General features: G+C 46.2%; 18 protein-coding genes and 2 pseudogenes. 11 read left to right on the forward strand and 9 right to left on the reverse strand.

Annotated features, from left to right (window positions below; translation table 11 throughout):
* Positions 1 to 4 precede the first annotated feature (4 nt).
* Both RID09_RS12395 and clpX read right to left on the reverse strand, forming a co-directional pair.
* Positions 5 to 1033: pseudogene (locus RID09_RS12395) on the reverse strand (IS4 family transposase).
* A gap of 611 nt (positions 1034 to 1644) precedes the next feature.
* Positions 1645 to 2985, reverse strand: coding sequence for an ATP-dependent protease ATP-binding subunit ClpX (gene clpX / locus RID09_RS12400; RefSeq protein ID WP_446336247.1), 1341 nt, complete (start codon positions 2983 to 2985; stop codon positions 1645 to 1647).
* Between the two features lie 417 nt (positions 2986 to 3402).
* On the opposite strand from clpX, the gene RID09_RS12405 reads away from it, so the two are divergent.
* Together RID09_RS12405 and dxs are read left to right on the forward strand one after the other, a co-directional pair.
* Positions 3403 to 3930: a transcriptional repressor gene (locus RID09_RS12405; RefSeq protein WP_446336248.1), complete on the forward strand. Its 528-nt coding sequence runs from the start codon at positions 3403 to 3405 to the stop codon at positions 3928 to 3930.
* Positions 3931 to 4163: 233 nt separating this feature from the next.
* Positions 4164 to 6071, forward strand: a complete 1908-nt coding sequence (dxs, locus tag RID09_RS12410; RefSeq protein ID WP_446336249.1) for a 1-deoxy-D-xylulose-5-phosphate synthase — start codon at positions 4164 to 4166, stop codon at positions 6069 to 6071.
* A gap of 90 nt (positions 6072 to 6161) precedes the next feature.
* Here dxs and RID09_RS12415 read toward each other — a convergent pair whose 3' ends face one another.
* On the reverse strand, positions 6162 to 7073 hold the full coding sequence (locus RID09_RS12415; protein ID WP_446336250.1) for an acyl-CoA desaturase: 912 nt from the start codon (positions 7071 to 7073) through the stop codon (positions 6162 to 6164).
* 118 nt (positions 7074 to 7191) lie between these two features.
* Here RID09_RS12415 and RID09_RS12420 point away from each other — a divergent pair, with 118 nt between their 5' ends.
* A complete protein-coding gene (locus RID09_RS12420) occupies positions 7192 to 7377 on the forward strand; it encodes a hypothetical protein (RefSeq protein WP_446336251.1) in 186 nt (61 codons plus the stop codon).
* A 38-nt stretch (positions 7378 to 7415) separates the two neighbouring features.
* On the opposite strand, the gene RID09_RS12425 is transcribed toward RID09_RS12420, so the two are convergent.
* The 3 genes from RID09_RS12425 to RID09_RS12435 all read right to left on the reverse strand — a co-directional run bounded on the left by RID09_RS12425 (position 7416) and on the right by RID09_RS12435 (position 12682).
* Complete coding sequence (locus RID09_RS12425; protein WP_446336252.1) at positions 7416 to 10760, reverse strand: response regulator; 3345 nt, start codon at positions 10758 to 10760, stop codon at positions 7416 to 7418.
* Positions 10761 to 10999: 239 nt separating this feature from the next.
* Complete coding sequence (locus RID09_RS12430) at positions 11000 to 11842, reverse strand: DUF3598 family protein (protein WP_446336253.1); 843 nt, start codon at positions 11840 to 11842, stop codon at positions 11000 to 11002.
* Positions 11843 to 11899: 57 nt separating this feature from the next.
* On the reverse strand, positions 11900 to 12682 hold the full coding sequence (locus RID09_RS12435; RefSeq protein ID WP_446336254.1) for an ABC transporter permease: 783 nt from the start codon (positions 12680 to 12682) through the stop codon (positions 11900 to 11902).
* An 86-nt stretch (positions 12683 to 12768) separates the two neighbouring features.
* Here RID09_RS12435 and RID09_RS12440 point away from each other — a divergent pair, with 86 nt between their 5' ends.
* Together RID09_RS12440 and RID09_RS12445 are read left to right on the forward strand one after the other, a co-directional pair.
* A complete protein-coding gene (locus RID09_RS12440) occupies positions 12769 to 13662 on the forward strand; it encodes a tetratricopeptide repeat protein (protein ID WP_446336255.1) in 894 nt (297 codons plus the stop codon).
* Between the two features lie 273 nt (positions 13663 to 13935).
* Positions 13936 to 14628, forward strand: coding sequence for a Uma2 family endonuclease (locus RID09_RS12445; RefSeq protein ID WP_446336256.1), 693 nt, complete (start codon positions 13936 to 13938; stop codon positions 14626 to 14628).
* Between the two features lie 4 nt (positions 14629 to 14632).
* On the opposite strand, the pseudogene RID09_RS12450 reads toward RID09_RS12445, so the two are convergent.
* The 3 genes and pseudogenes from RID09_RS12450 to RID09_RS12460 form a co-directional block, all read right to left on the reverse strand.
* Positions 14633 to 14896: pseudogene (locus RID09_RS12450) on the reverse strand (class I SAM-dependent methyltransferase); the annotation flags it as partial.
* A 130-nt stretch (positions 14897 to 15026) separates the two neighbouring features.
* Entirely contained in the window at positions 15027 to 15308 is a 282-nt protein-coding gene (locus RID09_RS12455; RefSeq protein ID WP_446336257.1) for an HNH endonuclease, read from the reverse strand.
* Positions 15309 to 15333: 25 nt separating this feature from the next.
* Positions 15334 to 15825: an acyl-CoA thioesterase gene (locus RID09_RS12460; protein WP_446336258.1), complete on the reverse strand. Its 492-nt coding sequence runs from the start codon at positions 15823 to 15825 to the stop codon at positions 15334 to 15336.
* A 220-nt stretch (positions 15826 to 16045) separates the two neighbouring features.
* On the opposite strand from RID09_RS12460, the gene RID09_RS12465 reads away from it, so the two are divergent.
* The 6 genes from RID09_RS12465 (at position 16046) to RID09_RS12490 (ending at position 21156) form a co-directional block, all read left to right on the forward strand.
* Positions 16046 to 16816, forward strand: coding sequence for a DUF4058 family protein (locus RID09_RS12465; protein ID WP_446336259.1), 771 nt, complete (start codon positions 16046 to 16048; stop codon positions 16814 to 16816).
* Positions 16817 to 17752: 936 nt separating this feature from the next.
* Positions 17753 to 18220 (forward strand): globin family protein, encoded by a 468-nt coding sequence (locus tag RID09_RS12470; RefSeq protein ID WP_446336260.1) that lies wholly within the window; start codon positions 17753 to 17755, stop codon positions 18218 to 18220.
* Between the two features lie 132 nt (positions 18221 to 18352).
* Positions 18353 to 18997 carry a cytochrome c3 family protein gene (locus RID09_RS12475; protein ID WP_446336261.1) on the forward strand — a complete coding sequence of 215 codons (645 nt, stop codon included), beginning with the start codon at positions 18353 to 18355 and terminating at the stop codon, positions 18995 to 18997.
* On the forward strand, positions 18994 to 19767 hold the full coding sequence (locus RID09_RS12480; RefSeq protein WP_446336262.1) for a hypothetical protein: 774 nt from the start codon (positions 18994 to 18996) through the stop codon (positions 19765 to 19767). The genes RID09_RS12475 and RID09_RS12480 overlap by 4 nt, the downstream gene beginning before the upstream one ends.
* Positions 19768 to 19816: 49 nt before the next feature.
* On the forward strand, positions 19817 to 20476 hold the full coding sequence (locus RID09_RS12485) for a Tll0287-like domain-containing protein (RefSeq protein WP_446336263.1): 660 nt from the start codon (positions 19817 to 19819) through the stop codon (positions 20474 to 20476).
* Between the two features lie 59 nt (positions 20477 to 20535).
* Complete coding sequence (locus RID09_RS12490; protein ID WP_446336264.1) at positions 20536 to 21156, forward strand: hypothetical protein; 621 nt, start codon at positions 20536 to 20538, stop codon at positions 21154 to 21156.
* Positions 21157 to 21160: the final 4 nt, after the last annotated feature.

A 21160-nucleotide genomic window follows, 5' to 3' on the forward strand; every position in this document is an offset into this window, starting at 1 on the left:
AAAGCTATGCATTAGTCACATCTTTCTTAACAAAATCTGACTTGACACAAGTAGCAGTAGAGTGAGAAAGTAAAAGCCAAGTCTGTGCAATATCATGAAGTCGTCGTAGACCCTGCCAAAGGGTTTTCACGCCCGGTTCTCCATCATGCTTGCGTGCCAAAAACCCACCCAATTGAGCAATCCACCGCACACAAGTCCTTAAATTAGGGGTTACATCAGGTAGAACAGTTGTCTGATGAATGGTGCAGTAAAGGGCTTGCCACTCATGGGTTTCTAGCACGGTATCTGCAGGAGTATCAGGATGGTAACGAGCTAAGTAAGTCATCCACAATAAGCGCCAAGCGACAATCGTGTAGGTGGCTAAAGCGGGCGTGGATGCGGTCAGCACTCTCCAATTGCAGTTGTTCTAAACGACAACCACTTTTGAGGACGTAATGATAGCGCTCAATTAACCAGCGATAGCTGTACCAACGTAAACATTGCACCACATCCTCAAAACAAGTAATCGCCAGAGTGGTTAAGAGTAACCAACTGATCGATGACACACCAGAGGGAGGGTTTTCTTCTTCTGCCAAAATTACCTGAACGCGAATTGGTTGAAGGTGCTGTCGCTGTGGATGAGTAACTGGAGTTTGTAACTCGAGGGTGGTAGCACGCAGGGTCAGGTGAGCTTGACGGGCAAGGCGTTCTGGATGGCGTCTGAGTTCTAGGGTGAGCTGACCACAAGGGTGAACTTGACGAATGGCTTGCTGAAGACGCTCAATATGTTGGTGTTCTTGAGTTGCTTTGACTGAGCGGTTATGCTGAGCACGAATGAGAAACTCACTATTGGGGCGGCGTGGCTGCATAAACAACTCGTAGATGTCGGCTTCTCGATCTGCCACAGTTGGGTGGCGGCTAAATCTCCCGAAGCTTGCGGTACGCTGGCATTCGGTTGTGTTGCTAAATCACTGACTATGCGAATTAGTCGTTTTTTACGGCGCACGTCCCCCAATTGTGCATATTGTAATTCCTCCACTGCCCAAGCTTTCATTGAAGTACCTCCCTGTCAACAATCAAACACTTGCTGATTAAACTTGCACCCCCTGCTGCCAAGGTTGCCTCTACTTTTACACATCCCCATCAGGCTCTTGACTATTAATGGACTAGCGCTCTAGTACGTGAGTGGGAACTGTTTGGGTGCGATCACACTCTGGCACGCGATCGCACTCTGACTGGAAAAAAAGTATGATCAAAGCAGCAAGCAGCTCTACGATACCAAGATTGAGTGTGGTGAGTGACAAGCTTCTACCAGAATCTCCCGATCACTCGGGAGCATCCCAATTTGGCAGGTTGGCTCCTTGAATGGGGCTGAAACCCAAGCAAAAAGCGTTACTTTAGGTCATGCTTTGTCCAAAACGGGATGCTCCCGATCACTCTGAACCCTTTGCACAAAAAACAACGACCCAAGCCCGATGGTTGGATACAGCCCTATTTATTTTTTAAGCTATATTAAGCATTGCTCCCCAACCCAGACACCATAAGACTTGTGGATTGTTAAGAAAGATGTGACTAATGCATAGCTTTCAAAGGGGGGTTAGGGGGGATGGGGGAGCAGAGGGAGTGGTGCAGCAAGCCCTACATACATACAACCGTTCCCTATCTTCAAGCTGATTCAGGATTAAGTAACCAAGAGGGATGGATTAACAATTCGGCGGCGGAGCGCTTCTCAACCATCTCGCGGGTAATGGCGCAACGGGTAATATCTTTGCGCGATGGCACCTCGTACATAACTTCTAACATCACCTCCTCTAAAATTCCCCGCAACGCCCTAGCCCCAGTTTTGCGGCGAAAGGCTTCTTGTGCGATCGCGCGGAGGGCTTCTGGGTGAAACTCCAGGCGCACGTTATCCATTTTCAGGAGTTTTTGGTACTGCTTGACCAAGGCGTTGCGGGGTTGGGTTAAGATTTCCACTAAGGAGTCTTCATTCAGGGATTCCACAGCGGTAATTACCGGTAAGCGCCCAATGATTTCTGGAATCACCCCAAATTTGATTAAATCGTCCGGTTCTAAGTGTTTGGACAATTCCGATGAAGACAGTTGGGGCGAAGGTGTCTGACTTGGTTGAACAAAGCCCATCGAAGGTTTCATAATGCGTTGCTCGATGATTTGCTCTAACCCGACAAAAGCCCCCCCACAGATAAATAGAATATTACTCGTATCCAGTTGAATAAACTCTTGATAGGGATGCTTGCGCCCTCCTTGGGGCGGTACATTAACCACAGTTCCTTCTAATATTTTCAGCAAGGCTTGCTGAACGCCCTCACCCGAAACATCCCGCGTCATTGAGGAATTTTCACTCTTGCGCGTAATCTTATCAATTTCATCAATATAAACAATACCTTGCTCAGCAGCTTCTATATCGAAGTCAGCCACCTGTAAAAGCCGCAGCAGGATATTTTCCACATCATCCCCTACATAACCTGCTGCTGTAAGCGTTGTGGCGTCAGCCATGGCAAATGGAACATTAAGCAGGTTGGCGAGAGTTTGAGCTAAAAGGGTTTTACCGCAACCCGTCGGACCAATTAATAGGATGTTGGACTTTTGCAGGGTGATGTTGTCATCCAATCCACTGGAGTCATAATTATTTTGAACCAGGTTAAGGCGTTTGTAATGATTATAAACTGCGACACCGAGAACTTTTTTCGCTTGGTCTTGACCAATGACATACTGGTCTAGCGCTTGTTTAATTTCAATCGGCTTGAGCAAGTGATACCGGGTTTGACGAGGGGAATAGTCGGGTTGTGGATAAGGGGGCTCTGCGGTTAAGGATGGGTAGTTGAGGCTTTCTCCATGAGATTGAAGCAGTTCTTCCTCTAAAATTTGGTTGCACAGTTCTACACATTCATCACAAATGAAAACGCTAGGACCGGCAATCAACTTATTAACCTGTTCCGAGAACTTACCACAAAAAGAACATCTTAAATAGGAATCGAATTTGGACATTATCTTGTCTGAGCTGTTGGGGGTCAGTGACAGCAATCTGGCTTGAGGGAAGAGAATGGCTGGAGCAAGAAAATCGTTGCTTAAGCTAGGGTAGGGTCATGACAAAAGTTAATCGGTAGGATTTTTCCCATGGAAAGCAATATTCTTTGTTTAATTGATACCTGCCATGACGGGAACCATGCAAGCCCCTCTACTTCAATTGTAGTTTCCAGCGATCGCAAAAGGGAAGCAGGGGAGGTGGGGGCGTTAACTCAAAATTCTACCTTACCGTTCCCTGTTCCCTAACCCAGGACGAATGATGAATGACTTATGACCAATCCGTTCGTGCAATTTATTCTCAATTAACCGATTTTCTTGCAAATAGGTAGCGTCAGTCACTATCATTGTCAATAATCGGGTTTTTTTGAGAGGGTGATTATGCCTCCGTATACAGCCGCTTCACTTAAAGCTGAACTCAATTCCCGGGGTTGGCGGTTAACGCCGCAGCGAGAAACGATTCTCCACGTTTTTCAGAACCTTCCCCGAGGAAACCATCTCAGCGCCGAGGAACTCTTCCATTTGCTGGAGAAGCGGGGAGAGCCAATTAGTTTATCCACAATTTATCGCAGCGTCAAGTTGATGGCTCGCATGGGTATCCTGCGGGAATTGGAGTTAGCCGAAGGACATAAACACTACGAACTGAATCAGCCGTTCCCTAATCATCACCATCATCTGGTGTGCATTCAGTGTAACCAGACCATTGAATTTAAGAATGATTCGATATTAAAACAGGCAATGAAGCAGGTGGAAAAGGAGGGGTTCCAGCTTATTGACTGTCAGCTTACCATACACAGCGTCTGTCCAGAAGCCCTGCGGATGGGATGGCCCTCCGCACTTCCGAGTAATTGGCGCTGCACCCGATCCATAGCAGCAGAAGATCCCCAAGAGGTAGACAGTCCCTGCTAACCTGTCACACTACATGGGGGTTAACTACAGTTACTCCCCCTCTTTTTGGTACTGGAGTTTAGACAAATTCCATCTTGCCGGAAAACTCGGAGTGTCTTATTCAAGACATCTCTAAGCCCACGCCGTCCTCCAACACAGACCAAAGAAACAGGCTGCGCTGGGTACATCACATACTTTAGACTATCAAATAGACAAATAATATCCAGTAGAGATTTAAAGAAGATTACGACGATATGCATATCAGTGAAATTACCCATCCGAACCAGCTACACGGTTTGTCGATTCGTCAACTTGAGGAAATTGCCCGTCAAATTCGGGAACGGCATCTGCAAACTGTAGCCAAAAGCGGTGGTCATTTAGGTCCTGGGTTAGGGGTTGTCGAACTGACCCTGGGATTATATCAGACACTCGACTTGGATCGGGATAAGGTGATTTGGGATGTCGGTCACCAAGCCTATCCCCATAAGATGATTACGGGACGCTATGATCGCTTTTACACCCTACGGCAAAAGGATGGGGTTGCTGGTTACCTCAAGCGCTGTGAGAGTCAGTTTGATCACTTTGGTGCGGGTCATGCGTCTACCAGTATTTCCGCCGCCTTGGGGATGGCGCTGGCGCGAGATCTAAAAGGGGAAAACTTCAAGACAGTAGCGGTGATTGGGGATGGTGCCTTGACGGGGGGTATGGCATTAGAAGCGATTAACCATGCTGGACATTTACCTAACACCCGACTGTTGGTGGTACTCAATGATAATGAAATGTCCATTTCTCCCAACGTGGGCGCGATTTCCCGTTCTCTGAACAAAGTGCGCCTGAGTAAGCCGATGCAGTTCTTAGCGGATAATTTAGAGGAACAGTTCAAGCATTTTCCCTTGTTTGGGGAATCCTTGACCCCAGAATTGCAGCGGGTAAAAGAGGGGATGAAGCGGTTAGCTGTACCCAAGGTAGGGGCGGTTTTGGAAGAACTAGGTTTTACCTACATGGGACCTGTGGATGGTCATAACTTAGAAGACTTGATTTCGACGTTCAAAGCAGCACACACCTATTCAGGTCCTGTCTTGGTGCATGTGGTGACAACCAAAGGAAAGGGTTACGCGATCGCAGAACAAGACCAAGTCGGCTATCATGCCCAAAGCCCTTTTGATTTAGCCACCGGCAAAGCAATTCCATCCAGCAAGCCTAAACCCCCTAGCTATGCTAAAGTCTTTGCCCACACTTTGGTCAAATTAGCCGAAAACAATCCCAAAATTATCGGCATTACCGCCGCTATGGCGACGGGGACAGGGTTGACCAAACTCCAGGAAAAACTGCCCAAACAATATATTGATGTCGGAATTGCCGAACAGCACGCCGTTACCCTAGCCGCAGGGCTGGCTTGCGAAGGAATGCGACCCGTGGCGGCAATTTACTCCACCTTCCTACAACGGGCTTATGACCAGATCATTCACGATGTATGCATCCAAAACCTACCCGTGTTCTTCTGCTTAGATCGCGCCGGTATTGTCGGTGCCGATGGTCCTACACACCAAGGCATGTATGATATTGCCTATCTCCGCTGCATTCCCAATATGGTGATCATGGCACCCAAAGATGAAGCTGAACTGCAACGGATGATAGTGACGGGTGTGAATTACACCGATGGACCCATTGCTATGCGTTATCCACGGGGTAATGGTTATGGAGTTGCCTTAATGGAGGAAGGATGGGAAGCGCTACCCATTGGCAAAGGGGAAATTCTCCGCAATGGCGATGATATACTGCTGATTGGCTATGGTTCCATGGTCTATCCGGCATTGCAAACGGCGGAGATTTTGAGCGAACACGGAATTGAAGCAACCGTGGTTAATGCTCGTTTTGTCAAGCCTTTGGATACGGAGTTGATTTTGCCCCTAGCGCAGCGAATCGGTAAGGTAGCTACCTTAGAAGAAGGGTGCTTAATGGGGGGCTTTGGGTCAGCCGTGGCTGAAGCGTTATCGGACAATAATGTTTTAGTGTCAGTGAAGCGGTTTGGTGTACCTGATAAGTTAGTAGACCATGCTAAACCCGATGAATCGAAAGCCGCTTTAGGGTTAACGCCTTCCCAAATGGCGGAACAAGTGCGAGAGGCTTTCTTTAATAAACAACCGTCGGTGGTGAGTTAACTTTCAGCGACAATAGTGTAGAGACTTAGCCGGCTAAGTCTCTGCTATTTATAGCAACCGCAAATGCCGTGTCTAGTTAATATTCAACCGTTAAGAATCTACCGAGGTTTTTACAGCAGCTAGCAACTCTAAATGCGGAAAACTTCGCTCCTTAGAACGCGCCAGAAGATTGGTTTCAGTCGGCAGTCTCAGCTTTGACGCTAACTTGAGGAACTCAAGCATTTTAATGAAGCTAAATGTGGGGTCTGGAAGATAGACAATCTTTCCCGAACGAATAGTGATACCATGGCGACTGGAGGACTGAAAAGCATGATGGAGATTATGCCAGCCTTCACCCAAAGTTAGAAATGCAACCAACTGATTATTTCGACTGAGATCGTCGGTGATAAACGGTTGTTTACCCACAATATGGCAAAGGGAGTTGACGGTTTGCACGCCATGGAAAAGCAGAGTTGTGCTGAGAAAAAATGCACCGAGATATTCGACACCACCGATGAAATAGGAAATCGCCCCAAGTGCCACTAAAGGGATAAAGTGCAAACGGTCAATTAACCTTAAAATGGCATCATTCTCAACATCCATCGGCAGCTTGTCAGGAAAGAACCGGGGGGATAAGAGCCAACCCCCTTGAGACCAATAGAATCCTCCAATCCCCTGAATCGGTGTATAAGGGGAATGGGGATCGAGATCTTGCTCAACATGTTGATGATGGGCTACATGGTGCGCTTTCCACCAACTAGGACCCATCTGCCCCGCCGCCGCCCCCACAATACATCCCACCCATAGAACTGGAGCAGGAGCCTGATAGCTTTTGTGGGTGAGCAGTCGATGGTAGATGCTCGTCGTTGCCAGCATACGGATTACATATAACAATATGATCCATACCAGAGCGCCCCAGGATAAGCCAGTCACTAGAACTAGCAACGAGCCGATATGGCTGAAGATAATTAGCGTCGGACCGATGAGATAAGAAACAATTGTGAGTGAGGAATACTGCCTCATTTTTTTTCGACTGTCCTAAAAGATTTTCTTGCCCATTGCTTCTAGATAGTTCGGGCAAGTCTGGCTTGTCTATTTGGCGTCAACTTGTTGAAGCAACACGCTCAAAAGACATTGATGAATGGCTATCCTAATCCAGTTCAAGAACCTGCTTCAGACGCGATCGCAACTTGGCAGACTGGGTGTCTGGCAAGCGGATCAAAATGTGCGAGCTACAGATTATCGAATGAAGATTGTTTGGACAGATTGTGGCAAGAGGGCTGGTTTGATATCCCAATCAAGGGAAATAATCAAGATTGATCCCTAAACCCGTCCCTACATAGACGTTGCTTCATCTTGCCCATCCTACCTCAAATTTACTGTGCTAAGCAGAAACGTTTGCACTTTCTCTAATTGTCGTTTTAAGGAATCCAGTCGCTCATTTGCACCGATTAAGCTTTTGTCCCGCGCCTGTTGCTCTAATTGGGCGGCGATTTTGGGAATGAGTCGCACGCCAATATTCGCACTCGCACCCTTGAGCCGATGCGCTTGTTGCTCAATCATCTCGAAATCTTGAATCTGGAGAGCATAATACATTTGTTCGAGTCCTGGTTGAGTATGTTTCATAAAGGCTTGTATGAGTTGCTTTTGCAGGATGATTTGACCTCTGGAGATCACCTCTAGACGTTCTGTATCGAACAATGTGTCATCAAGGTAGAAGTCTGTAGACGCCAAACGACTCAAATTAATTTCCTCTTCCCCAGCTTCCCCAGCTTCCCCAGCTTCCCCAGCTTCCCCAGCTTCCCCAGCTTCCCCAGCTTCCCCAGCTTCCCCAGCTCCCTCTGCTCCCTCTGCTTCCCCTGACTTTGCCCAACGTTCGATCGTTGCCTGTAAGGTAGCTTGCTCAAAGGGTTTAGTGAGAAAGTCATCCATCCCCACCGCCAAACATTTTTCGCGATCGCTCTCTATGACACTAGCCGTTAAAGCAATCACAATCGTATGACGATTTGACCCTTCTTGGCGTCGTAACTCACGAGTGGCATCATAACCATCCAAGACAGGCATCTGACAGTCCATAAACACAATATCGTAAGATTGGGCTTGTAATTTAGCCAGAGCCTCTGAGCCGTTACTGGCGCACTCAGGTTCATAACCCAGCATTTGCATCTGGTTGAGAATCACAGTTTGATTCACTGGATGATCTTCAACCAGTAAAATTTTCAAGTTGGACGGGTGATTAAGACGAGTGGGTTGATGGATAATGGCTTGCCAATTCTCCAGATCTTTCTCAGGCGTCACCGTACCCAATAGACTCTCCCATAGCTGTGACGCTTTCACGGGTTTAATCAGGTAGCCCAAAATATCCATCGATTCCAACTCTTGCACCGCATCGAGTTGATGCATCGTTGTCATCACAATCAATTTAGTGGAAGCCAAACTGGGATTACAGCGAATCATCGGCACAATCCATTCACCCTGACTCCCAGGGAGTTGCAAATCCAGAATAGCTACATCATAGGGATGGCATCGCGTCACCGCATTCCGTAAGGTATCCATAGTACTGGTACTATCCGTGGCTTCATCAATCTGCATCCCCCAGGCTTCCACAAGCGATCGCACGGTTTGGCGAGTTGTCGCATTTTCTGCTGTTACCAAGATTTTGAGCTGGCGTAGTGCCCAGGGAACAGCTTGGGCGGGCGGTAGCGGTTGTGTCTTAACGGGTACGGTAAACCAAAACGTTGAGCCTTGACCTATCTCACTCTTAACCCCAATTTTACCCCCCAGCAACTCAACCAGTTGCTGACAAATCATCAGTCCCAAACCCGTTCCCCCATAGCGTCGCGTTGTTGAAGCCTCGACTTGGGAAAATGCTTGAAACAACTTGGATTGATCAGCCGCGCTAATGCCAATTCCGGTATCAGTAACAGCAAATCGCAGTGTAATCGAAGATTGACATAAGGTATCTGTGGGTTGATGCCCACTGACCGCTACCCGCACCACAACTTCCCCTGCATCCGTAAACTTAATTGCATTACCCACCAGATTCAACAGAATCTGACGTAAACGTCCTGGATCACCCTGTAACTGCCGAGGAACATTAGGTTCAACCAGGATTGCTAATTCTAAACCCTTTGCCTCTGCCTGTACCGCTAAGACATCAATCACAGAATCCAGGCAACTGTCTAAGCTAAAGTCGATCTGCTCCAAAAGCATTTTACCGGCTTCTAGTTTAGAAACATCAAGAATATCATTAATCACCGTGAGCAGATGTTTAGCACAGCTTTCGATCGTTCGAGTGTAATTAACTTGTTGCGGGTTTAGAGGCGTTTGCAAGAGTAACCGCATCATCCCTAAGACACCGTTGATCGGAGTGCGGATTTCGTGACTCATATTTGCCAGAAATTTAGACTTGAGCCGTGCCGTTGCTAAAGCCGCTTCTCGCGCTTCTACTAACTCATTAATTGGAAAACAGGCAAGTACAATTCCGCCTACTTCCCCAGTTGGGGTATACCAGGGATGAATTGCCCAATGTTCATAAATTGTCTTACCATCAGCCCGTTGCCAGACATCTTCACTCTTGGTAATAATTTCTCCTTGTAACGCCCGTTGATGGTCTTCTCGCCAAGGTTCTGGTAGATCGGGAAATATATCATAGTGGCACCGATTGATCAGGGATTTTTCGTTTAAACCATAAGCGGTGAGCCACTGTTGAGAGTGAGCCAAATAGCGCATTTGACGATCAAACATAGCCATCGCCACGGGTGCAACGGTAATAATTTGTCGGAGTTGCTGGCGTTCCTGTTCTAAATCCTGATTAAGTTGCTGTAATTGAGTGGTTCGTTCTTCAACTCGATGTTCTAATTCCGCGTTGACTTGCACAAGCGCAGTTTCCGCTTGCTTGCGACTGGTAATATCCAGAACCAAGGACAAAATTGAGACTAAATTATCGTCATCATCGCAAAGCGCTGAATTATACCATTCACAATCAATGACCGAACCCTCTTTAGTGTAGTTGCGATTGCAACAAATACAACGGGGAGTCCTCGCGTCAAATAAATTCTTCATGACCACGTTTACCGCGTCCCTATCGTCGTCAAAAATAAGTTGCAACTCATTAATCTGCCGACCTACGGCTTCCTCAACTGTCCAGCCAAACATTTGTTCTGCCTGTGGAGACCAGCGCTGGATTCGATAGTCACTATCCCACTCAATTACCGCCAAGGGAGAATTTTCCACATGAAAGGTGAGGCGTTTTAGGGTATGCTGTAATTGTGTTTCTGCCGTTTTGCGTTCTCTGATTTCTTGTTCAAGTTGGCGATTAACGGCTTCGAGTTGAGCCGGACTGGGTAATGCTAGGGCTTTGGGAATTAATTGCACCAGCAGTACGGCTGTAGACAGGGAAACGATCGCGGTGATTGCTTTGATGACTCCACTGACCCAATAGTCGGGATGCCATAGCGTCCACACGTCCATAATATGGCTAGTACCACACGCCAAGATAAAGGCACTAAACAACCAAAACATCCAGTCAAAGGGCAAATCCTGTCGCTTGTGGACGAAGTACACTAAGGTTACCGGAATCGAATAGTAAGCCAGTGCGGTTAACGAATCAGACAATAGATGAAGCCATACCAGTCTTGGCTGCCAAAGATAACAATGTCCATGAGGAATATATGACCCTAAAAATTGGTTCGCCAAGACTGTCCACATATTCACCCTCCCTCCTGGGTACTGTGACGCTGGGTAACTACTTACTATTAGATAGTAAGGGTCTACCGATTACTTTAACATTTTCCCCAACTATACCTGTCGAGGGTTAGTTGGGGTCTTCTCGCCAAGTTCGATAAACGTGAAAGTTGCCTAGATTAATGATGTCATGATTGATTATTTTTTAGGGTGGTGAGCGATAGGTTTAGCAGCAACCACTGATAATGATCATTGATAACTGCTTACGCCAGATTTTTTACTCGTTGCTCCCTGACTAACGTCAAACTTACCCATGAGGTGCGATCGCTATAGCGACGAATCAGTCGCTGGCGTAGGTTGGGTTCGACTAACCAACCGACTTCTAGGACGAAACTGTGACCAGATTTAATGGTTAATGGACAGTTAGAAGACGCGCCATCGGGAAGCAGTAACACTTGAACGGGTAATGCGCCGTCCTGGAAATGAAGTATTGCTCCGTCAATTCTAGCACTGGAGGTTAGGGTCTGAACGGATTCACCGACGCCAAAGGTTAGCCGTTGGATGAGGTGGTTGCTGTCTTGACGTTCAATCGTGAGTTGGGTGGAATAGGTATCTGGCGAACGCCAGTCGGGATAGAGGGTGATGGCTTCGCCAAGCCATTCTCCCAGTAATTGATCAACAGTTAGGGGGGGACGTTCTGGGGTATCGGTTCCGGCGCGTTTTTCCCGAATTAAGGTTAACTGAGACAGTTGAGCTTCTTTATTGTAGAGTTGCACTAACCGCAGGCGACGATTTCCGGCAATTAAGCCTAATTCAGCACCAAATTCGGAAAAAGGACCCCACTGCATTGAGCCTTGAGAAAAAGCGCCCGTCTCGAAGACTAGCACACTTCTGGCTAAGGAACTGTATTCTAAGACTGTTTCCTCTACGGCGCGATCAGGGGGATAGCGACGAATTACCTGGCGCACCGTTTGATTCTGATTGAGTCCCTCTAAGCTGACAACCGTTGGCGTATCCGTCAACGGTTCTCCTTGTGGCGAAAAGCGGGTAAATGAACCTTGCCATTCGCCTAAATTTTGTAGTAAACAGTCCCATTGCGATCGCATTGTTTTTCCTTTAAAAGTTCCCTATTCCTTGATAAAGGACGAATGACATTCCCCTAATTAACTCGACGCACTGGTATAAAACCGTAGGGCAAACCGCCAAAAGATACCTGACGCTAGCAGTAATCCTAATGCCAGAATAGCAGCACCAACCACCCAGACCAACTCACCGCGACCAAGCATCACCTCTGCGGGTATCGTAGTTAAGAACGCCACAGGGACGACAAAGGTAAAGAAAAATCGATAAACGGCGGGATAAGCCACCATCGGAAAACGCCCAGCTTCCAAAAACCCGCGCAGCACTTCAGTCACATTGTAAATTTTGACAAACCAAATACTCGTGGCTCCGAGTATAAACCAGAGGCTGTAAAGACTGATCAGACCAAAAAACAGGGGAACTGCGCCCAAGAGGTAATTAAACCAACTGACCTCAAGGCGTTCACCTGCATATCCTAGAAGTATTCCAGCAAAAATTAAATCGGGCAATCCCCAAGGAGACAGGGTGCGCGATGACAGCCAAAATTGAGAACTAATCGGCTTAAGCAGGATAAAGTCCAGGGTACCCTGTTGGACATGGTTGACAATGCGATTGAGATTAGGACTCAGCAGCGTCGCCGCAAACCCTTGCAGAAAGGTAAAAATCCCCAGAATCACTAAGGCTTCTTCCCAACTCCAGCCCTGAAAGGTATAGCCCGTGCGGTAAAACAAAAATAACCCAAATACACTGCCCACTAAGTTTCCTAGACTGCTTAAGGCAGCAATCAGAAAGTTGAGGCGATACTCTAGCTCAGCGGCGAGGGCAGTACTCCAGAACAACTGTAGTACGTTCAGATATCGTTTCATCTTAATTAAGATAGCAGAAATCTCTACTGAGGAGGCACAAAAGACGGCAAGGCGTTCATAATGTCAGTAGAGTTCAAGGAATTTTTGTGTCTCAAAAACGCAGGGTTTGGATCAAAGTCGTGTTAGGGCTGGCAGTTTTAGCATTAGTAGGTGTATCAATTATTCCTCTGTTGGGAACTGTCCTAGAGAGCAATCAGCCTTCTGCTGTCGCCACACCGAATACCCAACCCAGCCTATCAACAGAACAGCAAACTCAACTCGAAGACCAAGCCAAAGGGTATCAACTGGTTTTACAGCGAGAACCGCAAAATCAAACCGCGTTGCGGGGATTATTAGAGGCAAAACTGCGGCTAGGGGATGTTCAAGGCGCGATCGCACCCCTAGAAGCCTTAGCTGAACTGAATCCTGACCAACCGGAATTTGGGGTGTTGCTAGCTCAAGCGAAAGAACAAACAGGCGATCGCGAAGGTGCAGCCCAAGCCTACCGTCAAATTTTAGCCTCACAGCCCGGAGATATCAATGCCTTGAAAGGATTAGCCGCCCTGTATATTCAGCAAAACCGTCCAGAAGCGGCAATTGGTTTATTGCAAGATACGATCAAAAATGCCGGACAACAGAATCAGACTCAACCCGGTAGAGTGGATGTGAGTTCCGTCCAACTTTTGTTAGGTGAAGTCTACCTGAGTCAACAACGTTTTACAGAAGCCCTCACCATTTATGATCAACTGATCGAAGACAACCCCCAAGATTTTCGCCCGGTATTGGCTAAAGCACTAATTCTCCGCCAACAAGGGAAAACGGAAGAAGCTAAGCCTTTATTTACCACGGCGGTTTCTCTCGCACCGCAGGAGTACAAAGATCAAGTCAAGCAACTTGCCACATTAAGTGAACAGCCTACACCTGCACCAACTGCATCCCCTGGTAATAACGAGACACCCGATTTTCCCGAACCACTTCCGGAAGGGGAAGAAAGTCCATAAATCATATTCCAGGCATTCGTAGTTCCTAGTAAGGGATGCGAGCCTATTATCGATTTGGGTAGATCCCAAAAATCCAACTAATACTAAATTCGGGTTAACTACCCCTTTTTCGGTAAGGACACAAGTTAGGACACATCTTATGGTAGAGACGTTCCGGCGGAACGTCTCTACTTGTCCTAATCGATGTGTCTACTGCTATAACTAAACTTTTGCTAATTATAATATAAAAACAGCCATAAAATACACAGTAGTACAGCTAATTGAAAAGCAACTATGACAACACAACTGCTGTCCCAAACCGCTAGCGAAATCATTTATCCTGATAGTGACGGACAACCGATGGCAGATAATACGATTCAATTTCGCTGGATTAACGCCATTTATTATAATTTAGCTTGGTTATTTGCCTCAGACAATAATGTTTTCGTGGCGGGAGACTTACTTTGGTATCCGGAGGAAGGGAATAACAAATTGCGTCAAGCCCCAGATGTGATGATCGTGTTTGGAGTGCCTAAAGTAGACAGAGGTTCTTATCAGCAGTGGCAAGAAAATGATATCGCTCCCCAGGTTGTGTTTGAGATTCTTTCTCCAGGAAACACGCGCAAGGAAATGAACCGGAAGTTGTTATTTTACGATCGCTATGGAGTCGAAGAATACTATCTCTACGATCCCTATAAAAATCGCTTAATGGGATGGATGCGCTCAGAATCGTGGCTCGATGTCATTGATCAGATGAATGGTTGGGTTTCCTCGCGGTTGGGAATTCGCTTTGAACTCACTGAAGAAACATTAGTGATTTACCGCCCTGACGGTCAACCGTTTGCTGATTATCTAGAGGTGCAGCAACAGTTACAAGCTGCCCAAAATCGGGCAATTGTTGCGGAAGAACAACTCCAACAAGAACGTCAAAAAGCAGAGCGATTAGCCGCACAATTGCGAGCCGCAGGACTTGAACCTGACCTATGAGTTAAACGCCGACGACTTGTACATGGGGATAGCGCTGGAGTACCTTGAAACTCAATTCGCCAGTCCCACAACCCAAATCCAGTATACGTTTCGCCTGAGGCGGAATACAGCGTGCGATCGCCTCTAGCATTTCATCATATCGCGGTAAGAGTTGCCGGATATAAAGATCAAACTCAGCTGTCTTGGCAAAGACTTCTCCGGGGAATATGGAGTTGGGGGCGGCTGAGTCTGGATGAGTCTGGATTGGGTTGGTGGGATGAGAACTCACAAGCGTTGAGGATAAACCATTACCCTTGAGATTGTACCGAAGATATTGGGTTTTTCGCGATCGCGTTGCGCCTTGGAGAATCAACTGCTGTTTTATAGATTCCTGATTCCTGGCAATCAACACTCTAGCTCTAGAAATGTTGACGATGCACTCGTACCCGTTTAGAAGGGTCTTGCTTCTGCACCCAGATTAAAAACTTCTGCATTTGAGGTTCATTTTTTAGCTTTTCCAAAGAATTGAGTTCTTGGGATAAGTGAGTATTATCAAACAGAGAATGGATCTGCCGATGACAGGCAGAACAAATCATCGCAGTGGGAATTGTCTCGACTTTTTTCTTCTTTGCCTTCTGTCGAGGAATTAGGTGATGAATAGTTAAACGCTCAACCTCTCGTTCACATAATTGACAAATCATAGTGAGTCGTAAACTATCACAGACACTAAAGGGAAAGCTTCACGAGTGCATCTTTGACGGCTGACGGTAATTTTCGCAAAATCTTGCCTTTCTCCCGGTCAACCGCCACTAACGTCACCCGACCGGTTACATAGAGTTCTTTGGTATCGGGCGATTGAATCTGGTAATCCCAATAGATGCGGACTCCGTCCATATCTGTCATCCGGGTTTTGACAATCGCCGTCTGACCCATGCGAAGCTGACGGTGATAGCGCACAGAGAGTTCAACCACGGGTAATTCACATCCCATCGCCACTAAGTCAGCATACTCGATGCCAATAGACCGTAAGCATTCTACCCGTGCTTCTTCCATCCAGGTTAAGTAATTACCATGCCAAACCACACCTGCATAATCACTGTGGTGAGGATGTGCCCGCACCGGATATTCAAACCAGTGTTCGGTTGTGGCGGTTAACGAATGGCTTTGGATGGCGCTGGTTGGTGGAAGTTGAGCCGAAGATTGGAAATTGTCAGACATATTACTAAACTAAGGGAGAACGTTACTGTGTTACTACCTAGATAGCACAGGAACAACCGTAAACTGCAAGCAGGAATAACCGATACATTTAGATTGGATTTAGAACTTGAACTAACTTTGGGGGAAACAAAAAACTGGCTCCATTGGGTTTTGTCAAGCAACCAATAGTACTATCGCAGTAAGCTATAAGAGTATTGGGGCATGATTTAGGCAAAAAATAATGCACAATCCATTCCCAGGAATGAACCCCTACTTGGAGTTGCCAGACCTATGGCATCAAGTCCATAATCGACTTATTGTGGCGGTAGCAGATGCCATTACCCCTCAAATCGTTCCTAAATATCGGGTGGCGATTGAGGAACGCATCTATACCAGCATCAATGACTCGTTACTCGTAGGAATTGCAGATGTGGCGGTTTCTCGTCGAGACTCCACTCGTACTGGTGCAACAGTCACGGCTACCCAGTTAGCTGAACCCACTCCGGTTAAAGTCCCTGTACCGGAACAGGTTACTGAACGATTTTTAGAGGTTAGATCAACCCAAACGGGCGCTGTTGTCTCTGTAATAGAAATCCTCTCTCCCAAAAATAAATCTGCCAAGGATGGTCGAGAGGCGTATCAAAATAAACGCCAGAAAATTTTGGCATCAACAACCAGTTTCGTTGAAATTGATCTGCTCAGAGTTGGCAAACCAATGCCAATTATTGGCTATACTCAGACAGGTTATCGTATCTTGGTTAGTCGGGGATATTACCGACCGGATGCCGATTTATATACCTTTGGTTTAAAAGAACCGATTCCAGCGTTTCCTGTCCCCTTACGTCCAGATGATCCTGAACCCATAGTAGACCTACAACAGTTACTTAATCAGATGTATGAGCGTGCTAGATTTGACCTAGCCATTGATTACTCACAACCTGTCAAACCCGCCCTTGCACCTGAAGACGCAATCTGGGTTAGCGAAATTTTGGCAAGCGCGATCGCTGATTAATGAAGTTATGTAAACCACGATTGCCAAGCATTTTTCTGACCGGATAATAGGGTTACAAGCCTCCCCCTGCCATCGGGATTTTCAAGGTTTCCGAATATTCTATCTCATGAGTGTATACTATAAAAGTAGTCTAGCACAGGCGAAAATTCGTGAATATCGCCAATCAAGCAATTGATACCTATCACGTAAAGTGATGCTAGTACGTGAGGAGCGAAAGACCTCTTGAAAAACGCATGGGCTTAAACGAGTGCCGATACCAGAAAAGTAAAAAAATTAGTCAATCATTAGACTAAAGACAAGCGTACTGTCGGGCGGACAGGAACGTAGGGAAAGAGAGAAACGGATGTGTTAGACACTCTTAGTAAGTACCTAAACGCTTGGGGAGCAGGCTCCCTCTGGGGTTATCTAAATTAAGCTCGATACTTAGTAGTACTCTACGGGTATTTGGTTTAAGTATTACCGAAAGGATAGATAATTGCAAGGTGTGTCCGTGAACCAAGAATCCTCTCACCTTTAGGGAGAGGAGCGTCAAAAGAAGGATTGTTTACCGCCTTAGTGCGACACATCGCCTCTCAAACACCCTACACCCCACACCCCATACCCTACACCCTGTATCCTTTTAGCTATCTTGTCACCCCTTGAGCGCGATCGCCCTAGGGGATTGTTGTGGCATCGAGACAACTCAACTGGGCTGCTCAAATGCAGAATTTGCATTTTTACAATGCAATTAAGGAAACATTCAAGGTTTTTTGTATTCCTTTTTACATTAATAAAATTTTTTTTTGCGTACAACACTAAGGTGGCAAATTAAAACAGTCGCTAAAAAATTAACCCCAATCCATAAATCTCAAAATCTCCTGAATTTCGGGTTAAATAAACTGCCCAATTTTTTGCCATAACTTTTTGACCTACCGTAAAATTCACCCCAACAAAGCGATGTCACTAAACGTTGAACTGCTGGAAACAAGCTTTGGCAAAGTCAAACCTCACGCCAATGAATTTGCCTCTAGCTTTTATACTAACTTATTCACGAATTATCCCGAAGCCAAGCCTTTGTTTGCTAACACTAACATGGAAGAACAAAGCAAAAAGCTGTTAGTTTCTTTGGTCTTAGTTGTCGAAAACCTTCGCAAACCCGCAGTCTTGAGTGATTCCCTCAAAGGCTTAGGAGCGCGGCACGTTAAATACGGCGCACTTCCCGAACATTATCCCTTAGTTGGGAATGCTTTATTAATGACCTTTGAGCAATTTTTAAAGGCTGATTGGACTCCGGAAACTAAACAAGCTTGGGTTGATGCTTACGGTGCAATTACCGAGATAATGCTTGATGGTGCTGACTATTCCGCCGAAGATCTGAATCTCGATGCTCAAGCAATGGCGGACAAAATGAAGCCCGATTCTTAACCTCTTAGCTTATTCTTAAGGCTGAAGCAAGAAATAAATTTTTTATGCTCATTCAGGAGTCAGCACTTGATTGTATTTTTCCGTAAAGCATCAGCACTACCTTATTTTACTCAACGGATTTTTGGGTAAACTATGACGCGCCAATCTGGTCAATTCTCTGCATTCAAAATTCTTTCGCTACGCACTGCCATCATTGGCGTTGTCATTCTGCTTTGTATTTGGTTCGGTGCGGCTTTTTCCCTCGACCAACGCAGCATCTTCTTGCCCGGAGAAACCTCAGATGGTCATTATCTGTTTGAGGTTTCTTGTAATTCGTGCCACGAAGGATTTAAACCTGTTTCTAACGAAACTTGTAATCGTTGTCACGAAGCCGAATTAGCCGAAGATGCCCACGGTGCTAAGAAGTTTCGCGATCCGCGTTGGGCGGAATTATTAACTCGTGTTGATGTGCTAACTTGCACGGCTTGTCACGAAGAACACGTTTATATGTTTGGGCGTGGCGTTCATCTCAAACCCGATTTATGTATGGCTTGTCATCAAGGTTTAATTGAAGGCGAATTAGCCAGTCATACGGGCTTTTCTCCTGATGGTTGTTGGACGGCGGGTTGTCACAACTTCCACGATCATCGCTCGATTTCAACGGGTTTTATCCGCCAACACCTCGATGAACCACCCATGCTACCCGAACCCGGTTTACCCCAACGCACCGTGACAGCCACCGTGGAAACCGCACCCAAACCGGATTTAAGCGACGAGTTTTTGGAGGGACGATCGTGAAACCAATTCTAGCCTTGGGGTTAGCGGTGCTAATTTGGTTATATCCTGGGGGCGCGATCGCGAGTGCCAATTCTGTCACAGAAGCACAACTGCAAAAAATAGACCAACAGTGGCAAAATAGCGCTCACGCCTTGGCACAAGTCAATTGTTCGAGTTGTCATCAAGACGAAAAAACCAAACAATTTATTGCTCAACCCACCCTCGAAAGTTGTCAAAGCTGTCATGAATTTGCCGTGGAAACTTTTGGTTGGGGAAAGCATGGGATTAGAATCCATGAAGGCTTATCGCCCCTCACCCCGGCTATGGCAAAGTTGCCGATGAAAAAATCGGCACAAGATAAATTTATGAATTGTAATGCTTGTCACAACGTTCACTCGGTAAATACGGTAAAAGCATCAGTGGATTCCTGTTTATCTTGCCACAATGACTCCCATTCCTTGAACTACGAAAACTCGCGACACGCTAAAATTTTTGCCAAGCAAAAAGACTTAATTCGACCCAGTACGGAATCTGTAACTTGTGCTACTTGCCACTTACCGCGTCAAGAACGAGGTAAAACGGTATTAGTCAATCACAACAACACTTATACTCTTTTACCGCGCGATCGCATGGTCAAAGAAGTCTGTCTCAATTGTCATGGGGTCGAGTATTCTTACAACAGCATCTTTGACGATGATTTAGTCGAAGCGAACTTCGATAAGCCCCCACATTTAGAGTTAAAAACCTTTGAATTAGTCCGCGATCTCGAAAAACGCAGAACAAGTCAGTAAACCCAAGCTTTTCTCACATTTGCTCATCTTTTTACAAGGAAATTCAACGATGATGACTGCATCTTATTGGTGGCAACACCTCAAAACCAAAACCGTTGCTTTAATTGCTTTATCCCTCACCATTTGCTTAACCATTATTTCCTGTGGCGGCAATGGTGGTAGTGGAGCCCCCCAAGCCGCAGCAGGCGTTTCTCCTGAAGTGGTAGCCGACTATATTCACACGGTTTTACTCGCAGATAGAACCGCCTATACCAAACACGTTGTTAACCGCTTAAAAACCCTCGAAGGCAAAGAAAAAGACGACGGTGTTGTTCCGGCTGAAGCCACCGAAACTTGGCAACAAACTGACGGTATTCCCTTACCCGCTCAAATGTTCCGTTTAGGGTCAGAAATTGCCGCCGAAGAAGGGCTTTTTACCTACGGCTTGATTTCTCCTTGGAATATCAACGATAGCCAAGCCCCCAAAACCGAATTTGAAAAAACCGCGATGCAAGCCGTGGTGGATACAGGCGAACCTTACAAAGATTATCAAGAAATTGGCGGACAACAGTATTTTTCTGCCGTGTATCCCGATAAAGCGGTTGCTGAAGCTTGTATTAGTTGTCACAACACGCACCCCGTTCACTTAGAACGCTACCCCGACAAACAATTTGAAATGGGGGATGTAATGGGGGGTATTATTATCAATTTGCCCGTGGATAATATCTAATTCTCTTTAATTTAAAAAGAGGGATGAACCTATCCCTCTTTTGGGAAGACAAACCGATTATGAAGCCCAACTTTTCGACCCTCATCATCCTAACTTTTGTTTGTGTTGCCCTGCTAACTCCCTTTGCTCTAAGTTCGATGTATATCGAAGTATTGCGGGAAGACGCCTTCGATTTACTCCAGCTTTTACAGGGCAATTTATACAAACAAATTACCGGCTTTACTGCCCTAGCTTTCGTCTTTCTTGAAATGGTATTAACCCTCCGCAAACGCAGTCGCGGCTGGAAGATTAAAATTCCCCTCCCCGGTTCGATGCAATTTTGGCGTAGCCTGCATATTTTCGCGGGAGTTGGCTTATTAGGCATTACCCTAGTGCATACCATTGGGGCAAATGGGTTCAACTTTAACGCTGTGTTTCTGTGGGTTTTCTTTTTCGTTACGCTATCTGCTTTAGTCGGCGTTGTCGCTGAAACTGGAATTGTCGAATCGCCACAACGGTATTTTGGTTTACAACTGGCAAAAGCCGGAAAGGTTGAAGGTTCTAAGCAAACACCAGGGATTCCTAAAGGCAAACTCATTCGCAGTTTACGATCGCTTTGGCTGACGACTCACATTTTTTTAGTCAGCGTGTTTTGTGTTATGCTTGTTATTCACATTTTTTTGGCGTATTACTATCAGTAAAAAA

It is taken from the genome of Coleofasciculus sp. G1-WW12-02 (genome assembly GCF_040219735.1).
Classification (GTDB): Bacteria; Cyanobacteriota; Cyanobacteriia; order Cyanobacteriales; family Coleofasciculaceae; genus Coleofasciculus.